This window comes from Paenibacillus sp. RRE4 (genome assembly GCF_031844205.1).
Taxonomy (GTDB): Bacteria; Bacillota; Bacilli; order Paenibacillales; family Paenibacillaceae; genus Paenibacillus; species Paenibacillus xylanexedens_B.
In genome coordinates, this window is sequence record NZ_JAUZUT010000014.1 from 16,189 (window position 1) to 37,424 (window position 21,236).

A 21,236-nucleotide genomic window follows, 5' to 3' on the forward strand; every position below is an offset into this window, starting at 1 on the left:
CATATGAAGGATATGGAGCAAACCATTGAAATAGCAACACCCAAACGTACCAAAGAAATTATTCAAAAGCATGGATTCTCTTTCAAAAAAAGTCTGGGTCAGAACTTCTTGATCGATCAAAATATATTGAACAAAATCGTCGGCGCTGCCGATCTTGACGAATCCAAAGGTGCGCTGGAGATCGGACCGGGCATCGGTGCGCTCACAGAGCGTCTGGCTCGTGTGGCAGGTCCGGTTACGGCGGTAGAGATTGACCAGCGTCTGCTCCCGATTCTCGGAGAGGTAATGGGGCCTTATCCGAATGTACGGGTTCATCACGGAGATGTACTCAAGCTGGATCTGGCAGAACTGTTTGCCACGGACTTTGCCTCCGTTGATAAGGTAAGTGTAGTAGCGAACTTGCCCTATTATGTAACGACCCCGATCATGATGAAGCTTTTGGAAGAAAAGTTGCCAGTGGATAGCATTGTGGTCATGATTCAGAAAGAAGTAGCCGAGCGCATGGCGGCTGCACCAGGTTCCAAAGATTATGGTAGCCTAAGCATCGCCGTGCAGTATTACAGTATGCCAGAACTGGTCTGTGTTGTGCCGCCTACGGTATTTATCCCGCAGCCGAATGTAGAGTCTGCAGTAATTAAGCTGAAGGTGCGTGAGCACCCACCAGTACAGGTTCCGAACGAAGCACACTATTTCGAGGTGGTACAGGCTTCTTTTGCCCAGCGGAGAAAAACAATCTCGAATAATCTCAAAGCTCGTTTCTTCACCAAGGAGAACAGGGAACAGGCAGACCTCCTGTTAGAACAGGCAGGCATTCAGCCTTCTCGACGCGGCGAAACGTTAAGTTTGCAGGAATACGCTACCCTTAGCACCGTGATGTGGGAGGCCGGGGTTCGCGGCGAGCTTTAATTTCAATGAACCAATCCGGGTCTCTGCCCATACGATGGGGTAGAGGTGATAATGGTGATGAATATCGGAGACTTGGTCGTTCGGAAGTCATACGGCGGCGATGTGACTTTCCGGGTAGAAGGACTCCAGTCGGATGCTGCGGTTATTAAAGGGACCGAGTTCCGGCTCTTGGCAGACTCCCCGGTGAACGATTTGATACAGGTTCCTTATGAACCACAGAGCGCTAAGACACGTCAGGCACATATTAAGGCTCATCAGACACTCTCACGCTTGCAGCAGAATCGCATGGAGCAGGCTGAGCGTAACCGGGAAGGTCTGATGCAGGAATGGACTGCACAGCAAGAACCCGCCTATTTTGAAATGCCCGGTAAGGTGCTACATTTGGATGGCGACCCGAATTATCTGAAGAAAAGTATGAACCTGTACGAACAGCTTCGTGTTCCTGCAGAAGGGCAGTATGTACATGAGTCCGCGATGGCTGATACGTTATATCGTCTGCTACCCAAGGTTCGTCCGGATATCGTTGTGATTACCGGTCATGACGGTGTGTTAAAGACACGCCAGCCCTATGACCTCTACAGTCTGGGGAGCTATAAAAATTCACAAAACTTTGTCTCGGCTATTCAGGTTGCAAGGCAATACGAGCGCCACTTGGATGCACTTACGATTATTGCTGGAGCATGTCAGTCCCACTTTGAGGCATTGCTACGTGCGGGTGCGAACTTTGCTAGTTCGCCTGGGCGAATTCTCATCCATGCACTTGATCCGGTCTACGTGGCTGCTAAGGCTTCTTTCACATCTGTTCGTGATACCTTGAACATGAATGATATACTGCATAACACGATTAGCGGCATCCAAGGTGTAGGCGGTGTGGAAACGAAGGGAAGTTACCGGGTAGGATTGCCGGGACTTAATGATCTATCTACGCTAAAAGTGAATCCATCCGCAGTATGATTTATTCATGTGGCAACACAATAATGAAGTCATGTGAAGTTCTGATTGCGATTCGAAAAAGGCCCTGAAAAGGGCTTTTTTATTTTGCGAAAAAATTCATTGACAACGACTTTTTAGTGCTGATATAATATTTAGCTTTGATTTGACAATGACTGTAAAATACAGTATAATGGACAAGAAAAGAGGTGGACGTCCACAATGGCTAAAAATACGCTGTTGGATATCAAACGCAATCTCGATGCACATATTGGTCAGAAAATCACGCTGCGGGCTAATGGTGGCCGCCGTAAGACGATTGAGCGTACGGGTGTATTGGAAGAAACGTACCCTTCTGTTTTTATTGTAAAGCTTGATGAGGAACAAGAAACCTTCAAGCGAGTATCATACAGCTATGCGGATATACTTACGGAGTCTGTGGAAGTCATGGTCTTTGACCCGGGCAGTGAGACTAACTCTTACAACATGGAGACGTAAGCATTGGTTTACGGGCGATTCACCTATAGGTGGATCGTTTTTTTGTATTGCAGGAATGACTACGGAATGCAGGCGGCATACTATGTGGACAGGTCACAGGTCATGGGAAAGCTCCCTATTAAGACGGGGATGTTAAACCAGAACTTGGGGCTTGGGGGTGAACAACCTCGAATTGCAGGACTCATTGTGTCTTGAATAAGATCTGGAGGAGGATGGTTCATGAGTCGGAGAAGAAGAAGTGTCATGTCCGAAGAACTGAAGTATGAACTAGCGAAGGATCTGGGTTTCTATGATACCGTTCAGCAGGAAGGTTGGGGCGGAATTAAGGCCAAGGATGCCGGTAACATGGTGAAACGAGCGATTCAAATGGCTGAGCAAGCAGCGCGTAAATCATAATCAGGTTCATCCAGATTGGAGAGCGGGGCAATTCTCAGGAATCACCCCGCTTTTTCCCCATAGATGTGGAATACAAATGACTTGACAGTCCCATTTTGATATAATATGTTAAGTTGTCTTAGGGAAAAGGTGAGGACGGGTGAACGTCTTGAAAATTTACGAAAAAGCGCCTGCTAAAATTAATTTGATGTTGGATGTCCTACATAAAAGAAGTGATGGATTTCATGAAGTTGAAATGATCATGACGATGGTTGATCTGGCTGATCGACTGGAGATGTCGGAACTTCCTCGAGATACGATTGTCATCTCAAGCCAGGCGGGTTATATTCCGCTGGATGAGAAGAATCTGGCATTTCAGGCGGCAAGACTGATTAAGGAACGTTACAACGTGCGTACAGGGGTCCACATTCATCTGGATAAAAAAATTCCTGTAGCTGCTGGCCTTGCCGGAGGTAGTAGTGATGCGGCAGCAACGTTGCGTGGATTAAACCGTCTATGGCGGCTGAATATACCGGATCAGGAGTTGCAAGAGCTGGGTGCAGAACTGGGCTCGGATGTTCCGTTCTGTATTACAGGCGGCACTGCACTGGCAACAGGGCGAGGGGAGAAGTTAACCCCAATTCCTAATCCCCCTCAATGCTGGGTTATTTTAGCCAAACCTCCAATCAATGTGTCTACGGCAGATGTATATGGACGATTCCGTAGTGACAAGATTGTTCGGCATCCAAGTGCATCCCGAATGGAACAGGCCATTCGAAGTCAATCCTTTACAGAGGTCTGCAATCAGATGGGCAATGTCTTGGAGGATGTTACGCTCAAGCTGTATCCGGAAGTGCAGCATCTCAAGGATGCGATGATTCGTCTTGGAGCAGACGGAGTATTGATGTCTGGCAGTGGACCAACGGTATTCGGACTTGTGTCCAAGGAAGCCAAAGTGGCACGTATTTATAACGGACTTCGGGGGTTCTGCAAAGAGGTCTACGCTGTAAGGTTGTTAACGTAAGTTTACTATTTATAATGTACAAACACGTATAAAGGTGGTATATTTTTAAATAATTATTCGGATTTGGATGTTTCCGTGATCGTGAGGATGGATCTCTGTGAAGAAGTTAAAACGAAGCGCAAGGCTGGTTGAAATGACGCAATACTTATTATCCAGACCACATACGGTGATTCCGCTCACCACATTTGCCGAACGTTATGGTGCTGCCAAATCGTCCATCAGTGAGGACCTGGCTATTATCAAGGAAGTGTTCGAAGAAGGTGGGTCGGGAGAACTGCATACGCTGGCAGGTGCTGCTGGTGGAGTGAAGTGGATTCCGAAAGTATCGGAAGAACATGCTCTTGCTTTTGCTGAGCGGCTGTCTACGCAGCTTGCGCAGCCGGATCGGATTTTACCGGGAGGGTATCTGTATATGTCAGATCTTCTTGGACAGCCGGCCCTGATGAATGAAGCGGGTAAGATCTTTGCAACGGCTTTTGGCGATATGAATATTGATGTAGTCATGACGGTGGAAACCAAAGGCATCCCGCTAGCTTATGCGACTGGAGCCCAGCTTAACCTTCCTGTTGTACTCGTTCGCAGGGACCATCAGGCTACGGAAGGATCGGCCGTAAGTATTAATTATGTATCGGGATCGCACAAAAGTCTGCATACCATGTCCCTATCTCGCCGGGCGATGAAAGAGCATTCCCGTGTACTTATCGTGGATGATTTCATGAAAGCCGGAGGTACCGTTCAAGGCATGATTGATCTGCTCGCAGAGTTCAATGCAACGGTGGCGGGAGTTGGCGTGTTGGTGGAATCCGGTTCCGTAGATTCAGAGGAACGTCTGCTGACGGATTATGTATCTCTCGCGAAGCTGACAGCGGTTGATGCCAAGACCAGACACATTTCTGTCTCGCCAGGTAACTATTTTAACCTGTAGAATAATGACGAATTACATGTCGGGAAAGGTTCTTTTCCATCGACCTGGCACTAACGTTGTCGAATTGTGTATTAAATAAAAAAATTCCTGAAATTAGGATATTTTTATGGTCGTGAAAAGAAGGAGTTCGTATAGGCTGTGTGGAATTATACACCAAGTTCTGATGGAAAAAGGTGGTGAACACACACATGCAAATTACGGATGTCAGACTCCGCCGCGTTAACTCGGAAGGGAGAATGAAAGCTATCGCATCCATTACCATCGATAACGAATTCGTCGTTCATGACATTCGTGTCATCGATGGTAACAACGGAATGTTTGTTGCAATGCCGAGCAAGCGGACTCCTGACGGAGAGTTCCGTGATATCGCCCACCCGATCTCTTCTGGTACGCGCGAGAAGATTCAGGCAGCAGTATTAACTGAGTACGATCGTGCAGCTACTGAGGAAGAAGTCATTGAAGAAGGTGCCTGAGAACATTATTGGGGTTCGAAGGAAAAGAGAGCCATGTCTTATGGCTCTCTTTTCTTTTTGACCGGAATAAGATATATTCAGTATTGAGTTTATTCAAAAGAGAACCGGAGCGCGTCCTGCGTTCGGTTGCAGAGCGGCATCTTAGGAATCGTTGGGATTCAGTTAAGCTCGCGGGTACACGGCGTAACATATGAGGTCATGGCATGATCGTGAATCTGTTGTTACGCGTGATTACAGAGACAGCAGGCGATGAACAAGACCGGCTTGAAGCCGGCTGAATGATTCTCATTGGAGATGAATGTGTAAGGTATTCAATGGGATTTTCAGAACAGGAGGTCGTTAATTTTGAAACGCATGGCAATTGTTCTTGCCGCAGGGCAGGGCAAACGAATGAAATCCAAATTGTACAAAGTACTGCATCCCGTATGCGGTAAACCGATGGTTGGACATGTGCTGGATGCAGCACTTCGCGCAGGCGTTGAACGCAGCGTAGTTGTTGTCGGACATGGGGCCGAAGCGGTGCAGTCATTTTTAGGTTCCAGAGCGGAGTACGCACTTCAAGCGGAACAGCTCGGAACAGGGCATGCTGTAAAACAGGTGAAATCCCTGCTCGGCAATGAACATGGGTCAACGATTGTAGTTTGTGGCGACACGCCTCTCGTTACCAGCGAAACGTTGGAAGGTCTGATGAAGCTTCATGAGGAAAGAGGCGCAGCTGCTACAGTTCTCACAGCTGAGCTTGATATACCAAAGGGATATGGACGCGTGATCCGCGGGGAAGATGGTTCTGTACAGAGAATCGTGGAACAAAAGGATTGCACACCGCAGGAAGATGCCGTAAAGGAAATTAATACGGGCACGTACTGCTTTGATAATGCGAAGTTATTCGCCGCACTGGAGAAGGTGACTAACCAGAACGCACAAGGTGAATATTATCTGACAGACGTGGTTGGCATTTTCAAGAGCGAAGGTGAAGTGGTTGAGGCTTATATGTCTGATGATATTGCGGAGTCCATCGGAGTAAACGACAGACTTGCACTTTCGCAGGCTGAAGCTTATATGCGCGAGCGTCTGGCTGTCCGTCATATGTTGAACGGTGTAACTATTATTGATCCGTCATCGACATATATCGGAGCAGATGTTACGATTGGATCAGATACGGTATTGTATCCGGGAACCGTTCTTAAAGGTACTACTTCGATTGGCGAGGCATGTCATATCGGTCCTCATGCAGACATTGAAGACAGCATCATACAAGATGGTGCCGCAATTAAACATTCGGTGCTTTCGAAGGCAGAAGTTGGCCCTGATGCGACCGTAGGTCCTTTTGCCAATCTGCGTCCTGGCACTAAGTTAGGTCGAAACGTAAAAATTGGTGACTTTGTTGAAGTGAAAAATGCTACAATTGATGAAGGATCTAAAGTGTCACATCTCAGTTATATCGGGGATGCACAGGTAGGCAAGAACGTAAATGTTGGATGCGGGGCAATAACGGTCAATTATGATGGATATAATAAGGCTGTAACCAAGATCGAGGATGATGCCTTTGTAGGCAGCAACGTCAATTTGATTGCACCGATTACGGTTGGAAAAGGCGCTTATGTCGTTGCAGGTTCCACCGTGACACAATCCGTTCCTGAGAATGATCTGGCGATTGCTCGTCCACGTCAGGAAAACAAAGCAGGTTACGCGGAAAAAATCCGCGGACGTGCGAAAGCCAAGAAACAAAACGCTAAAACCGAATAAGGGGTTTTGATAGCTAATTGCCTCCCGTTATCCGGGAGGTGCCGACATGTCGCAGACGCTTATAGATTCCAATGAACCAGCACGGAGGGTTTTTATTTTATGACTTATTTTGACTCGAAATTAAAAATATTTACTTGCAATTCTAACCCCAAGCTTGCTCATCAAATTGCTGATTATATCGGGATTCCTATGGGTGAATCTCATACAACCAGCTTTAGTGATGGCGAGATTCAAGTGAAACTCTCCGAGAGTGTTCGTGGTTGCCACGTATATATCGTGCAGTCAACTTGCTTGCCGGTTAATGACAATCTGATGGAAATGCTGGTCATGATTGATGCATTGAAACGTGCATCGGCCAAAACAATCAACGTAGTTATTCCGTATTACGGCTATGCACGCCAAGATCGCAAAGCACGTTCACGTGACCCGATTACGGCCAAGCTGGTTGCCAACTTGATTGAAAAAGCAGGCGCAACACGTGTAATCGCAATGGATTTGCATGCGATGCAGATTCAGGGATTCTTCGACATTCCGGTCGATCATCTGCTGGGCGTGCCGATTCTGGCTCAATATTTCCGCTCGAAACAGATTGAAAACCCGGTTGTGGTGTCGCCTGACCACGGTGGTGTGGTTCGTGCGCGCAAACTGGCTGATTTCCTGAATGCGCCACTTGCGATTATCGACAAACGTCGTCCTGAGCCGAACGTCAGCGAAGTTATGAATATTATCGGTAATATCGAAGGCAAAACAGCGATTCTGATAGATGATATCATTGATACTGCCGGAACAATTGTACTGGGAGCGAATGCTCTGATGGAAGGCGGCGTGAAGGAAGTATATGCATGCTGTACTCACCCGGTATTGTCTGGCCCTGCGATGGAACGTTTGGAAAATGCGCCGCTGAAGGAAGTCATCGTAACGGATACAATTCCAATTACACATGCAAATCCAACAAGCAAGCTAAAAGTGCTTTCTGTAGCACCATTGCTTGGGGAAGCGATCATCCGGGTTCATGAGGAATTGTCAATCAGCAAGCTGTTTGAAATTGAATAGGATGTCTGCATAAAGTAGTAGAGGGGTTACGTCTTCCGGTTGAACGGAAAATGTAACCCCTGTCGGCGTGCCGTTTTTAATGTGATAAAAAACCGCCTGGCGCATTAATATCCCGGGCGGGAAATAAAACGGAAACGGCGTCTGTGAAAGAGTGTATCGGCAATTTCGACAAATTGACTATCGAAACGGGTAATCACACCAATCTCGATATGGGTGTCACGGTCGTACACTTGCACAGGCACGTGATGTTCCAAATGATAAATAAAGTCACTATGTTGAGTCAGTTGTCCGTTATCTTCGCGCAAAACCCGCTCACCTTCCTAGGTGGATAAATGTTCAATACGTACTTTCCTGATATTATATGAAATATAACATTCGAAGTCCATGCTTCACCTAATGGATGCTCGAAGGAGGGAACAAGATGAAGTGGATTGTCGGACTTGGAAATCCAGGTTCAAACTATGCCAAAACCCGGCATAATATCGGTTTTATGGCACTGGATCGATTGGCAGATCGCCATAACATTTCGATTACACAGAACAAGTGTAAAGCACTGATCGGAGAAGGTAACATTGGCGGCGTCAAGACGGTGCTAATCAAACCGATGACCTATATGAACCTTTCGGGTGAATCGGTACGAGCTTACATGGATTTTTATAAAGTAAGTCTGGAAGATCTAATCGTCGTATACGACGATATGGATACAGAAATCGGCAAGGTGCGATTGCGTTATCAGGGCAGTGCCGGTGGACATAATGGAATCAAGTCCATTATTCAGCACACAGGTACACAGCAGTTTAACCGGGTTCGTATGGGTATATCAAGGCCTGATCCAGGACATGCCATTGTAGATTACGTACTGTCAACGTTCATGAAGAAAGAAAAAGAAGCGCTGGAGCAGACGATTGAGCAAACATGTGATGCGCTGGAATATAGTTTGACGAATACGTTTGAGCAAACGATGGCGAAATTCAACGGCTGATGCATTCCAGTAATATGGCATTTACATTGGAAAAAAATTAAAGTGACGACTTTGATTCGGACAACCTGGGCATACTGGATGTATAAACCATGTTCAGGAGGCATAATTATGTCAGTGAATTATGTATGTCGGCATTGCCGTACCTTTATTGGCCAGATTGATTCGGCTAAAATTACGGAAGCACAGCTCGGTTTTCATTTCTTGACCCCCGACGAGCGGAGGGATATAATAGCGTATAATTCCGGTGGTGATGTTACCGTTCGAATTACATGCGATTATTGTAAGGAAGCGCTGGAACACAACCCCGAGCTGAGCCTGCTTGCAAATCCGCTCCAGTAGCTATTGCCTGTAGGGATTCAATTCATGCAATTGAATGGATAAATGTTGAAAAATGACAGAGAGGATGACCGCGGTTACAGCGGTTTGCCCTTTTTATAGCCTTGGCAGCCTGCTGAGGCTTCTTTTCAGTTGGAACAGAATCCATGGTGTATTCAACTTTGTAATAGAATTCAGAGTGGTCCTGTAGGAACAGATGTGGAAATGTTTGGAGTAATCCTTTATGATGAAACAGGACAAAAAGGAATAAGTATCCAGTTTTTAAAAATTCCAATGACCGAAGATGCTGCACATTGATGTGCATAATCTATAATCAAGAAAGTTATAAGAGAGGTGCCCCTTTTGTTACAAGCACTCATACAGGCTTTTTCCAAAGATCCGGACTTTGCGTCCATTACAGCCGGGGTTAAATCCGGCATGAAGGAGCAATTGGTTTCGGGCCTATCCGGTTCGGCTCGTCAGATTATGCTGGCTACGCTACACCAAGAGATGAATCGACCATTGCTCGTCGTGACACATAATATGTTTGCTGCACAAAAAATAGCGGAAGATTTGCAGGAAGCGCTTTCATCAGATCAGGTGTTGATCTATCCTGCGAATGAACTTGTTGCTGCTGAGGCGGCGGTATCTAGTCCGGAAACACTCGCTCAGCGCATAGAAGTATTGGTCCGTTGCGCTCAGGGTTTCAGGGGCATTGTTGTCATTCCTTTTTCAGGGGTAAGACGTTATGTTCCACTGCCGGAAGTCATGGCAAATGCACATATCCAGCTTAAGCAAGGCAGCACGCTTCAACTGGATTCGTTCTTGCTTGAGATGGTAACGCTTGGCTATGAACGGGTAGAGCGAGTTGAATCTCGCGGAGAGATGAGTGTACGTGGAGGCATTATCGACTTCTATCCAGTGACTTCATCGATTGCATATCGGGTGGAGTTATTTGACGACGAAATCGATTCCATTCGTACATTTGACCCTGCGGATCAGCGCTCCATTGAACGGATAGAGGAAATTACTGTTTTGCCATGTAAAGAATTAATCGCTGATCGGGAACGTATGGGGAAGGCAGCGGATACGGCTGCCATTTTGCTTGAACAGCAGTTGGAGAAAATGACGGATCGCCAGGCAAAGTTGCGCCTTCGGGAAGAGATGCATCGGGAGATTGAGTTGCTGCGTCAGCATGTCTATTTTTCGGAAATGTACAAATACATCTCCCCGCTTTATCCTGAAAATAAAACGATTTATGACTATATGCCAGAAGATACCATTCTAGTGATGGATGAGCCGGCGAGATTGTCGGAAACCTCGAAACAACTGGACAGAGACGAATCGGAGTGGAACTTGCATCTGATGCAAAATGGAAAAACCTTGCCAGATCTGCCGTTATCGGCAGATGGGGATGATTTGCTCTATGAGCGTCCATTCCAGACCATCTTTATGTCGATCTTTCTGCGTCAGGTTCCGCATACCCAGCCACAGAATATTCTGAACTTTATCAGTCGGGGCATGCAGGATTTCCACGGACAGATGAACGTGCTGAAGGCGGAGATGGAACGCTGGCAGAAAGCCGGTGTTCAGGTGTTGATGCTTGCGAATGGCGAGGAACGGATGGACCGGATGCGCCGGGTATTGCAGGATTACGACATTCCTGAGCCGGAGATGCTGAATGGCAATTTGCAAACGGGATTTGAGATGCCGTCCATTCATTTGGCGGTGATCACAGAAGGTGAGATGTTCTCACAGAAGCAGCGTAAAGCCCGTAAACCGATTCGAAACATCGATAATGCCGAGCGTATCAAATCCTATAGCGAGCTGAAAGTGGGCGATTATGTCGTTCACCAGAACCACGGAATTGGTAAATACCTCGGGATTGGTACGCTTGAGGTTGCTGGTATTCACAAAGACTACATGCACATTCTGTATGCAGGCGGCGACAAATTGTCTGTTCCGATTGAACAGATTGATCTTATTCAGAAATATGTGGGTTCCGAAGAGAAGGAGCCGAAAATATACAAGCTGGGCGGTAACGAGTGGACACGGGTTAAAAATAAGGTTCGTTCATCCGTTCAGGATATCGCTGATGATCTGATCAAGCTGTACGCAGAACGTCAAACATCTAAAGGCTATGGGTTCGACAAGGATTCCGCAGAGCAGCAGGAATTTGAAGACATGTTCCCTTACGACGAGACACGTGATCAGATGCGCGCGATTGAAGAAATCAAAAAAGATATGGAACAAAACCGTCCCATGGATCGTTTATTGTGTGGAGACGTTGGTTACGGGAAAACTGAAGTTGCGATTCGGGCTGCATTTAAAGCGGCAATCGAGGGCAAACAGGTGGCGGTACTGGTTCCGACCACAATTTTGGCTCAGCAACACTATGAAACGTTCCGTGAGCGTTTCTCCGGTTATCCGTTCAATATTCATGTCCTTAGCCGGTTCCGTTCCCGCAAGGAACAGAATGAGACGGCCAAAGGTATCAAAGCCGGTACAATAGACATTGTTATCGGTACGCATCGCTTGCTGTCACAGGATCTGGTATTTAAAGATCTGGGATTGCTTATTGTCGATGAGGAGCAACGTTTTGGTGTAACACATAAAGAGAAGCTCAAGAAGCTCAAAACAAACGTGGACGTGTTGACCCTCACGGCAACCCCGATTCCGCGTACTTTACACATGTCCATGTTGGGTGTACGTGACTTGTCCGTTATTGAGACACCGCCAGAGAACCGTTTCCCCGTTCAGACCTACGTGGTAGAGCATAGCCAGGCGCTTGTTCGTGAGGCGATTGAGCGTGAGCTGGCCCGTGGTGGTCAGGTATATTATCTCTACAACCGGGTACAAGGCATTCAGGAGATGGCAGCCGAAATCTCGGATCTGGTGCCAGAAGCCAAAGTGGGCGTTGGACATGGACAGATGACAGAAACCGAGCTGGAGAAGACGATCCTCGACTTCCTGGACGGAGAGTATGATGTACTGGTAAGCACGAGTATTATTGAAACAGGTGTGGACATTCCAAATGTAAATACACTAATTGTGCATGATGCAGACAAAATGGGACTTTCCCAGCTGTATCAGTTGCGTGGAAGGGTAGGACGGTCTAACCGGATTGCCTATGCGTATTTCACATACCAACGGGACAAAGTGCTTACGGAAGTTGCCGAGAAGCGTCTGCAATCGATCAAGGAGTTCACAGAGCTTGGTTCGGGCTTCAAAATCGCGATGCGAGACTTGTCCATCCGCGGGGCCGGTAACTTGCTTGGAGCAGAGCAACATGGCTTTATCGCCTCCGTCGGGTTCGATCTGTACTCACAGATGCTGGCAGAAGAGATCAACAAACGTAAAGTTACCATGCTGGGCGAAGAGCCTGTTCCTTCCGATCAGTGGAATACAACGCTAGATCTCAGTATCGATGCCTACTTGCCATCCGATTATATTTATGACAGTATTCAGAAGATTGAGATTTATAAAAAGGTGGCTGTTATTGCTTCCTTCGATGACGCGATGGAACTCGAAGACGAATTGGTTGACCGATTCGGTGATCTGCCAGAGGCTGTAATCAATTTGATGGCGGTGGCCCGCCTCAAAGTATATGGCAAAATCTACGGTATTGAGTCCATCACGCAGCGTGGAGATGATCTCACGGTCAAGTTTTATGAAGGACGTGAACATGCCTTCGAGCTGTCAAAAATCGCGCACATTGGAAATCAGTTCGAAAGACGTGTACAATTTGAACAAGGACCCCATATGCTGATTCATGTCAAAGGCAAGGGTCTTGGGGATAAGCAACTGATGGAGCTGGTAGAAAAGTTTCTGGAGTCCATGAAGACTGCTTTTAAATCAAAGGGGGAACTAAAAGATGTTAGCAAAGTATAAAAAAGCGGGAAAAGTGCTGTCCGTAAGTATGGTAGCAGTACTGTCCCTGTCCTTGCTTGCCGCATGTGGCAAGAAGGAAGAAGCAAAAGCACCAGAATCGACAGATAACAGCGCTGTTGTAGCTACGTATGATGGTGGCACAATTACAGCGAATGAATTCGACATGGAACAACGTGTTATGAAATTCCTCTATCCAGAGTATGCACAGATGATGGATATGGATGATTTTAAGGAATACTTGGTGAAGCAAGAAATTGCTTATGAATATTTGAGTGGCAAAGCAAGTGAAGAAGCCAAAACGGCCGGAGCCAAAACAGCATCCGAACAATTCGACAAAATGAAGGCTTCCGTGAAGGAAGAGCAATGGACTGAGATGTTGAAAGCTCAAAATTTGACAGACCAGAATATTAAAGACTACATGACTCGGATCATGACAGTAATCAAAGATAAAGAAACAGGCGTAACCGAAGATGCGATCAAGGCAGAGTTTGAGAAAAACAAGGATCAGTTCACAACCGCTTCTGTACGTCACGTATTGATCGGATTCACGGATTCAAAAACACAGAAAGAACGTAAGAAAGAAGATGCATTGAAGTTAGCGAAAGAAGTAAAAGCGAAACTTGAAGGCGGAACTGATTTTGCTGAAATCGTGAAAAAATATTCAGATGACACTAGGTCTGTACCTGATGGTGGATTGTATAAAGATACACCTGTTTCAACTTGGGTAGAAGCTTTCAAAGAAGCTGCTAAAACACTGCCATTGAATAAAATCAGTGATCCTGTTGAAACAGAGTACGGTTACCACGTTATGAAAGTGGAAGCTCGCACAGAAGCGGACTTCTCCAAGTTGACAGCGGAACAAAAAGAAACATTGAAAAGCCAGCTGGCTGCTGCAGAGATCGATACGTTTATGCAAAAAGAGCTGGACAAAATCGTTAAAGAAGTGAAGCTTCCTAAGACGGAGAAAAAAGAGGAAGGCACTACTGAAGGTACAACAGGTACTGGAACAGAAGGCACGAAAACAGATGAATCAAAAACCGATTCAAAAGGTACGGATGCGAAAACCGATCAAGGTACTACAGGAACAGATAAAGATGCAAAAACCGAAGAAGGTACAAGCAGTAAATAGTTTGATTTACAGCGATTGTAACATACGTCTCAGGGAAGCCTAAGAAGTGCGCTGAAACGGGTTATACTCATTGTAATATGGACAACCTATAACGAAGCACGGGAGAACCACGGTTCTTTCTGTTGCTTCGTTTTTTGTTTACATGGAGCGCAAACGAGTAGAGAGACAATTTTTGTCACTTTATAAAAAAGTTAATTCACGATATTCCGCAAAGCATGTATAAGGATATGGGAACAGATGAATACTATGGTCAAGAAATCACACTAAACGTTCTGGGACTTTCCTCTACCCATTAAGGAACAGTAGTTGAAAAATCTTCTCGAGAAAGTGGGGCAACATGTAAATGAAAGCTACTGGTATTGTCCGCCGTATAGATGACCTGGGTCGTGTGGTCATTCCTAAAGAAATCCGTCGTACGTTACGTATTCGTGAGGGAGATCCGCTTGAAATTTTTGTGGATCGGGATGGAGAAGTTATTCTTAAAAAATATTCTCCTATTGGCGAACTTGGTGATTTTGCCAAAGAATATGCAGAATCGCTGTATGAGAGTACAGGTCACGTTACGATGATTTCTGACCGGGATACCATTATCACGGTGGCAGGCGGCTCCAAGAAAGAGTATTTGGATAAACAGGTTGGCAGCCTTGTGGAGAGTTGCATGGAAAACCGTAAGACGATTATGGAAGCAACCAATGGTACTTATGAGCTTAGCAAAGATCATGACGAGACGTTATCCTCTTTTGTTATCGCGCCAATTATCTCTGGTGGTGATCCCATCGGAACCGTTATCCTGTTCAACAAGGATGAATCCGTGAAAATGTCTCAGATGGAGACTAAAATGGCTGAGACGGCTGCAGGCTTCCTCGGCAAACAAATGGAACAATAGATAGCAGATGGACTCCTGTGAGCCTGAACCGGGCATACGGGAGTTTTTGCTTTTTACATATAAGATGAACTACAGGTGTTTACACAGGTACTCCGATGACATCTGATCACAAGTTGATGATCAGAGGATGTTCGTATTGTGTGCCTTCTGGCAGGTATAATAGCAAAGAAAGCCTTATGCTTCGTTTGAAGGCCAGAATACACATGGAAGGAACCGGGAAATTGATAAAACAGCCATCTTCAGGAACAAGGCTGCTACAGGGTGCTTTTATCCTGGGGCTTGCCGCCATTATCTCCAAAATCATTGGTGCTTTTCAAAAGATACCCCTTCAAAATCTGGGGGGAGACGGTGTCTTCGGTATCTACAACACGGTCTATCCGTTATATATGCTCATTATTACGCTGGCTGCGGCTGGGTTGCCTTTGGCTGTATCCAAATTCGTAGCTGAACAGAACACCCTTGGCAGACCAGACGAGAGCCGAAGGATTATACGATTATCTTCGATGCTGCTCGGCGGATTAGGCATGATTACCGCGGTGGTGATGTATGGAAGTGCACCTTGGATCGCAGGTCTGATTGGAAATCAGCATGTGATTCCTTCCATCCGTGCGGCATCCTTAGCCTTGTTATGTGTTCCGCTGATGACAGGTTTACGTGGATACTTCCAAGGGATGCAACAGATGGTGCCTACAGCTGTATCTCAGGTGGTCGAACAGACGGTGCGGGTAACGGTCATGATTGTGGTGTTATTGTGGCTGATTCGACAGGATGCTTCGCTTGAAACAGTTGCTTCAGGGGCAATGTTAGGCTCGGTAGCCGGAGGATGTGCGGGGCTTATCGTCATGTTGGGATTCGTATATAGACATCGGTGGAAAGAGCAGGCAGTATGTGAAAAGTCTTTGGATTCAGAAGTGTTTTATGCGGAATTGGAGCAACCGAGGGAGATTAGTCAGACTAGACTGTCCGCGAATGCTTCCCGAGAACGCTCAAATACCGGAGCAGTGGAACATGACGTTGCGGTAGTTGGAAGAAGCGGTCAAGCTCGTGTGATCAGACGCTCAAATGCCGAATGGATACGTACTTTGCTTATCTATGCCATTCCGGTTTGTCTTGGATCACTGGCAGTGCCCCTGATGAATCTGGTGGACACCTTTACCGTTCCACGTCTGCTACGCGGTGAAGGGCTGGACGACGTGCAAACGATGGTGTCCTTTGGCATCTACAACCGTGGACTGCCGCTGGTGCAGCTGGTGACGATGCTTGCCACGTCACTCTCGGTGCTGTTTATTCCGGCGATGGCCGAAGCGCGTCTCAAGGGCGGGCCAGAAGCCGTCAGACAGCAAGCAGGCTTGGCGCTACGCTGGTTCTGGCTGATCGGTCTGGCGGCATCCGCAGGTCTTGCGGTGCTGGCAGATCCGATTAACCGCATGCTGTACGGGGATGCCGCAGGCACCGAAGCATTGCGGTATATGGCGCTGACGGCTGCGGGCAGCACCGTCAGCATCATCGCGGCGGCGCTGCTGCAGGGCCTCGGCGCCGTGCGTGCTCCTGCGTTCAGCATGCTGGCCGCCGCAGGCGTCAAGGTGTTGCTGAACGTCATGCTTGTGCCGGCGCTGGGCATCAGCGGCGCGGCACTTGCGGGTGCAGCCGCCTACATGCTGGCGGCTGGCCTGAATGTGGCGCTTCTGGCGCGGCTCACCGCCATGCGCCCTGCCCCTGGCGCCGTCCTGGCGAAGCCGGCGCTGGTAATCGCCGCCATGAGTCTGGCGGCGCTAGGCATGGCCTGGGCCACCGAAGCAGTGCTCGGCGGTTTGGGCATCGCAGCCACGCATCGGCCGGCTGCGATGGGCGTGAGCCTGCTGGGCATTGCCGCAGGCGCAGCCGTGTTTGTGCTGGCCGCGGCCCGGACAGGGTTACTGACCGCCGCAGAGCTGGCGGCCTTACCGAAGCTGGGGCCGCGTCTGGCGAAGCTGTTGCGCAGACTGCGTGTACTGCGCTAGCCAAATCACAGTTGCTACGGTGTATAGATGCTGCTACGCATGCTTATGGTACCGCTGCGCTTGTGGGTACCTTTACAGTCTGTCTGGCAACCTTACAAGTTAATGGAGGGCCAGTGCGACTGAACAGCATGAAGCAGCCACGCAGATGCAATTATAGGATATCGACAGATTCTGGTATAATACGTTTAATTATTGAGCGCCATCCTGTTCAGATAAAAAAGAGAGATGCTCATGCGCACATTGAAATGTTACATGAGTTAGAGGTAGCCCGGAAAAGCAGGATGGTTCGGATGGAGGTTAAGTGTAATGAGTGCAGCTTTGACAGTAGTGGGTTTAGGATCTGGAGATGCAGACCAACTGACATTAGGGATCATTAAAAAAATGAAACATGCAACCACTTTATATGTACGCACACTGGATCATCCAGTGTTGAATGATTTACAGCAGGAAGGACTAGAGATGACGTCGTTTGACACGATCTATGAGTCCAAATCCTCCTTCCCGGAAGTATATGATGAGATTGCGAACCAATTGATCGAGGCGGCTCGTAACGGGGATGCAGGTGCAGAGATTGTCTATGCCGTACCAGGCCATCCAATGGTAGCCGAAGCCAGTGTACGGCTTTTGAAGGAACGTTGTCCGCAGCAGGGCATCTCGTTACGCATTATGGGCGGAGAGAGTTTCCTGGATGAAGCCTTTATCCGACTGGGATTCGACCCTATTGAAGGCTTTCAACTGCTCGATGCCAGTAGCCTGAGTCCCGAACTGATACAACCCCAGCTTCATACGTTGATTGGACAAGTCTATGATGGTTTTACTGCATCCGATGTGAAGCTATGTCTAATGGAAGTATACCCGGATGATTATCCGGTGTTTGTGGGCCATGCACTTGGCGTACAAGATCAGGAAGTCATTCATAAGGTACCCCTGCATGAGTTGGATCGTACCCCCGGATATGGTAACCTGTCGCTGATCTATTTGCCGAAAAATACAGATGATGCATTACGTCGCCGTTCTTTCGCGCGATTGCACGAGATCGTAAACATTCTTCGCAGTCCGGGTGGCTGCCCATGGGATCAGGAGCAGACACATCAGTCTATTCGTAAAAACCTGATTGAAGAGACATACGAAGTGATTGAAACGATCGATGAGGATGACCCGGATCACATGAAAGAAGAACTGGGTGATCTGTTGTTGCAAATTATGTTGCATTCTCAGATGGAGGAAGAGGTTGGCACATTCAACGTGTATGACGTTATAGAAGGACTTAATGACAAGTTGATTTTCCGCCATCCGCACGTATTTGGCGATAATCAAGCGGAAGACGCGAATGAAGCCCTGCAAAACTGGGAACAGATGAAGGCAGAGGAGAAAAAACGTAAAGGCCAGGACGTAGAAAAAGGTTCTGTACTGGACGGTATCCCCCGTGATCTGCCTGCACTTATGAAAGGATATAAGCTCCAGAAGAAAGCCGCGAAGGTTGGCTTTGACTGGGATGATGTGGAGGGCGTTTTTGCCAAGATCGAAGAAGAACTGGCTGAACTCAGAGAAGCGGTACAACAAGGGCACGATGCAGAAGCACGCAAGCTGGAACTCGGTGATGTGTTATTTGCCACGGCGAATGTGGCACGTTTCATTGATACAGATCCGGAGGAGGCTCTTGCCGCCACGAACCGCAAGTTTGTGGCAAGGTTTCAGTACATTGAGGATCGGTTGCGTGAACAGGGCAAAACACCTGCGGAAAGTACGGTAGAAGAGATGGAACGGTTCTGGCAACAGGCAAAGAAGGCCGGGCTTTGATTTTACTGATGTGTAAAAATACCCAGACACCGTATTCCATCAGGCTCGGCAGTGTGTTATGATGATACGAACATGTGTTCAGCATTATATTGAGTCTGGTGTTTGAAGAGACATCATATCGGGTACTGGACTAAGATGATTCTCTGTCATGCAACGGCATAAGTTAAAAAAAGTCGTTGGTCAAGGCAGGAATTTAGCATGAAAGCCAGAATACATGTGTAGTAACCGTGCGAGAATCAACTTGGTTATTCTAAAACAGCCAAGGCTCGCAGATACTTTTTTTTTAATTTGGGAGGCTTTTAACATGAACAAAACAGACCTGATCAACAACATTTCAAACAAAAGCGGTTTGACAAAGAAAGATGTCGAGTCCGTATTGAACGGCTTTTTAGGAGAAATTACAGATGCACTTGCCAGCGGAGACAAAGTACAATTGATCGGCTTTGGCACTTTTGAGACCCGCAAACGTTCTGGTCGTACAGGACGTAACCCACAAACAGGGAATGAGATTGTGATTCCTGAGTCCACTGTTCCTGCATTCAAAGCAGGTAACAAACTTAAAGAAGCTGTAAAATAATGCGTCTTGATAAATTCCTGAAGGTATCTCGGTTGATCAAACGCCGTACTGTAGCCAAGGACGTTTCTGAACAGGGACGTGTTCTTGTAAATGGACGGGAAGCCAAGCCCAGCGCTGCTGTAAAGGTAGGCGATGAGCTGACGGTTCAGTTCGGTCAGAAGCTAGTCACCGTGAAGGTGGAGCGTCTTGCTGAGAGTACCAAGAAGGATGAGGCAAGCAGCCTCTATACCTTGGTTAAGGAAGAGCCGATTGCCAAGGATAACGGGATGGATTGGTAACAGGGATTTCTGATACATCTTTATATCATTTAAATGAAGCGTTCTCCTATTAAAGGGAGAACGCTTTTATGTTTTTCCCAGAGACAAATGGAAAGATCAAAGAGACAGGAGTTCTAATCCGGGTTTCTCATCCATAAGCTATGTACTAAAGAAGGAGGGGTACATGCCATGGCTGAGCACGGAAAAGCTAAACAACACTATCTAAACATGCAAAACAGGAAACTGCTGGATCTAACAGGGGTTTCGAATGTGGAGAGCTTTGACAGTGAGGAGTTTTTGTTGCAGACCGAACTTGGGCATCTGACGATCCGGGGGCACAATTTACATATCAAAAACCTGAGCCTGGAGGAAGGTCTTTTATCCATTGAAGGTACGGTTAGTTCACTTCAGTATCTCGATCCCGGTTCCCAGTCCAAAAACAGTAAAGGCCTGTTTGGCAAGATGTTCCGATGATTCTGGATGCGCAGTGGATCACACTGACATGGATGGTGTTATCGGGAGTTGTGATGGGTGTAGCTTATGACAGTTACCGGGTACTGTCAGGACAGCTGCAATTTCCAAGGTGGAGCATCCATACGTTAGACCTGCTGTATTGGGTCGCTTCCGCACTGTTCGTTTTCCGGATGTTGTATGCCGGAAACCACGGACAGTTGCGGTTTTATGTCTTTTTGGGGCTGATTATCGGAGTTTGCTTCTATTTTTGGCTTTTAAGTGTTACAACCCAGCGTTTTGTGGTAATGTTAATTAAACTCGCGAGAACACTCATCCAGTGGTGTGGACATATCCTTAACATCCTGATTGTTGTGCCAGCGAAGGGAATATACAGATTGGTTCGCGTATTATTTGGTTTCGTCATCGCGATCCTGCTATTCCTGGGCAAGGTGGTGCTACAATGTTTAATCCCTTTCGGCAAATTGTTCCGCTGGATGTTTAGGCCGCTACTGAGATATTGGGTAACGCCTGGGTGGATGATCCAAGCGGGTACAAGAATTGCAGCGATATGGAAACGCTGGTTTCAAGGAGGTCGTCCGGGGAATGAGTAGAGCACCTGTGGGTAGTAAGAAGAGCCCAGCTAATCAGGGAAAGTCTGCTGGTGCACGAAGGCGTCTGATGCTTTGGTTAACATTTGTTGCTGTGTTTGCGATCTGGGCAGGATATACGTTTCTTGTACAGAATGCGCAAATTTCGGACAAGAGTGATTACTTGGCCACACAGCAAACTTCGCAGCAGGATACGCAGAAACAGCTCGAGCAGCTGAAGTATGAGGTCAGTCGGTTGAAGGACCCTGAATACATAGGACAGCTGGCACGGAAAAAAGGATACTATCTTCCTGAAGAAACACCAATTCAGGTCGAAGGGTCAGGGAACTGATGGAATCCAGTCTTTTGCTGAGCAAGGTTTGTTTTCCATGAGTCTGATGCGCGTAAACCGGAAAAAATAGGCTTAAC

General features: G+C 47.2%; 22 protein-coding genes. 21 read left to right on the plus strand and 1 reads right to left on the minus strand.

Features of this window, described 5'->3' with window-relative positions; translation table 11 throughout:
• The first annotated feature begins 3 nt into the window (after positions 1-3).
• The 9 genes from rsmA (at position 4) to Q9R46_RS26615 (ending at position 7,930) form a co-directional block, all read left to right on the plus strand.
• Positions 4-906, plus strand: a complete 903-nt coding sequence (gene rsmA, locus Q9R46_RS26575; RefSeq protein WP_397386425.1) for a 16S rRNA (adenine(1518)-N(6)/adenine(1519)-N(6))-dimethyltransferase RsmA — start codon at positions 4-6, stop codon at positions 904-906.
• A gap of 57 nt (positions 907-963) precedes the next feature.
• Positions 964-1,860: a sporulation peptidase YabG gene (gene yabG, locus Q9R46_RS26580; RefSeq protein ID WP_090924604.1), complete on the plus strand. Its 897-nt coding sequence runs from the start codon at positions 964-966 to the stop codon at positions 1,858-1,860.
• 198 nt (positions 1,861-2,058) lie between these two features.
• The gene (gene veg, locus Q9R46_RS26585) at positions 2,059-2,334 is read left to right on the plus strand and encodes a biofilm formation stimulator Veg (protein ID WP_145336376.1); all 276 of its coding nucleotides are present in this window, start codon (positions 2,059-2,061) and stop codon (positions 2,332-2,334) included.
• A gap of 219 nt (positions 2,335-2,553) precedes the next feature.
• Positions 2,554-2,730: a small, acid-soluble spore protein, alpha/beta type gene (locus Q9R46_RS26590; RefSeq protein ID WP_090924606.1), complete on the plus strand. Its 177-nt coding sequence runs from the start codon at positions 2,554-2,556 to the stop codon at positions 2,728-2,730.
• A 148-nt stretch (positions 2,731-2,878) separates the two neighbouring features.
• The gene (gene ispE, locus Q9R46_RS26595) at positions 2,879-3,733 is read left to right on the plus strand and encodes a 4-(cytidine 5'-diphospho)-2-C-methyl-D-erythritol kinase (protein WP_145336378.1); all 855 of its coding nucleotides are present in this window, start codon (positions 2,879-2,881) and stop codon (positions 3,731-3,733) included.
• Between the two features lie 97 nt (positions 3,734-3,830).
• A complete protein-coding gene (gene purR / locus Q9R46_RS26600) occupies positions 3,831-4,658 on the plus strand; it encodes a pur operon repressor (protein WP_145336380.1) in 828 nt (275 codons plus the stop codon).
• 188 nt (positions 4,659-4,846) lie between these two features.
• Positions 4,847-5,131 carry a septation regulator SpoVG gene (gene spoVG / locus Q9R46_RS26605; protein WP_017691372.1) on the plus strand — a complete coding sequence of 95 codons (285 nt, stop codon included), beginning with the start codon at positions 4,847-4,849 and terminating at the stop codon, positions 5,129-5,131.
• Between the two features lie 354 nt (positions 5,132-5,485).
• Positions 5,486-6,877, plus strand: a complete 1,392-nt coding sequence (glmU, locus tag Q9R46_RS26610; protein WP_397386426.1) for a bifunctional UDP-N-acetylglucosamine diphosphorylase/glucosamine-1-phosphate N-acetyltransferase GlmU — start codon at positions 5,486-5,488, stop codon at positions 6,875-6,877.
• A 99-nt stretch (positions 6,878-6,976) separates the two neighbouring features.
• Complete coding sequence (locus Q9R46_RS26615) at positions 6,977-7,930, plus strand: ribose-phosphate diphosphokinase (RefSeq protein WP_017691370.1); 954 nt, start codon at positions 6,977-6,979, stop codon at positions 7,928-7,930.
• Between the two features lie 104 nt (positions 7,931-8,034).
• Here Q9R46_RS26615 and Q9R46_RS26620 read toward each other — a convergent pair whose 3' ends face one another.
• A complete protein-coding gene (locus Q9R46_RS26620; RefSeq protein ID WP_090924609.1) occupies positions 8,035-8,235 on the minus strand; it encodes a hypothetical protein in 201 nt (66 codons plus the stop codon).
• 116 nt (positions 8,236-8,351) lie between these two features.
• Here Q9R46_RS26620 and pth point away from each other — a divergent pair, with 116 nt between their 5' ends.
• The 12 genes from pth (at position 8,352) to Q9R46_RS26680 (ending at position 21,159) form a co-directional block, all read left to right on the plus strand.
• Positions 8,352-8,912 (plus strand): aminoacyl-tRNA hydrolase, encoded by a 561-nt coding sequence (gene pth, locus Q9R46_RS26625; protein ID WP_145336384.1) that lies wholly within the window; start codon positions 8,352-8,354, stop codon positions 8,910-8,912.
• Positions 8,913-9,020: 108 nt separating this feature from the next.
• The gene (fin, locus tag Q9R46_RS26630; RefSeq protein ID WP_090924611.1) at positions 9,021-9,251 is read left to right on the plus strand and encodes an anti-sigma-F factor Fin; all 231 of its coding nucleotides are present in this window, start codon (positions 9,021-9,023) and stop codon (positions 9,249-9,251) included.
• Between the two features lie 339 nt (positions 9,252-9,590).
• Positions 9,591-13,118 (plus strand): transcription-repair coupling factor, encoded by a 3,528-nt coding sequence (gene mfd / locus Q9R46_RS26635; RefSeq protein ID WP_311282409.1) that lies wholly within the window; start codon positions 9,591-9,593, stop codon positions 13,116-13,118.
• Positions 13,102-14,247 (plus strand): peptidylprolyl isomerase, encoded by a 1,146-nt coding sequence (locus tag Q9R46_RS26640; protein WP_311282410.1) that lies wholly within the window; start codon positions 13,102-13,104, stop codon positions 14,245-14,247. The genes mfd and Q9R46_RS26640 overlap by 17 nt, the downstream gene beginning before the upstream one ends.
• Positions 14,248-14,590: 343 nt before the next feature.
• Entirely contained in the window at positions 14,591-15,133 is a 543-nt protein-coding gene (gene spoVT, locus Q9R46_RS26645) for a stage V sporulation protein T (RefSeq protein ID WP_090924614.1), read from the plus strand.
• A gap of 224 nt (positions 15,134-15,357) precedes the next feature.
• On the plus strand, positions 15,358-17,133 hold the full coding sequence (locus Q9R46_RS26650) for a putative polysaccharide biosynthesis protein (protein WP_311282428.1): 1,776 nt from the start codon (positions 15,358-15,360) through the stop codon (positions 17,131-17,133).
• A 306-nt stretch (positions 17,134-17,439) separates the two neighbouring features.
• The gene (gene yabN / locus Q9R46_RS26655; RefSeq protein ID WP_311282411.1) at positions 17,440-18,933 is read left to right on the plus strand and encodes a bifunctional methyltransferase/pyrophosphohydrolase YabN; all 1,494 of its coding nucleotides are present in this window, start codon (positions 17,440-17,442) and stop codon (positions 18,931-18,933) included.
• A 304-nt stretch (positions 18,934-19,237) separates the two neighbouring features.
• Positions 19,238-19,510: an HU family DNA-binding protein gene (locus Q9R46_RS26660; RefSeq protein WP_090924617.1), complete on the plus strand. Its 273-nt coding sequence runs from the start codon at positions 19,238-19,240 to the stop codon at positions 19,508-19,510.
• Positions 19,510-19,788: an RNA-binding S4 domain-containing protein gene (locus tag Q9R46_RS26665; RefSeq protein WP_090924618.1), complete on the plus strand. Its 279-nt coding sequence runs from the start codon at positions 19,510-19,512 to the stop codon at positions 19,786-19,788. The genes Q9R46_RS26660 and Q9R46_RS26665 overlap by 1 nt, the downstream gene beginning before the upstream one ends.
• A gap of 168 nt (positions 19,789-19,956) precedes the next feature.
• A complete protein-coding gene (yabP, locus tag Q9R46_RS26670; RefSeq protein ID WP_090924619.1) occupies positions 19,957-20,241 on the plus strand; it encodes a sporulation protein YabP in 285 nt (94 codons plus the stop codon).
• Positions 20,238-20,831, plus strand: coding sequence for a spore cortex biosynthesis protein YabQ (yabQ, locus tag Q9R46_RS26675; protein ID WP_311282412.1), 594 nt, complete (start codon positions 20,238-20,240; stop codon positions 20,829-20,831). Before yabP ends, yabQ begins: the two co-directional genes overlap by 4 nt.
• The gene (locus tag Q9R46_RS26680; RefSeq protein WP_145336394.1) at positions 20,824-21,159 is read left to right on the plus strand and encodes a septum formation initiator family protein; all 336 of its coding nucleotides are present in this window, start codon (positions 20,824-20,826) and stop codon (positions 21,157-21,159) included. Before yabQ ends, Q9R46_RS26680 begins: the two co-directional genes overlap by 8 nt.
• Positions 21,160-21,236: the final 77 nt, after the last annotated feature.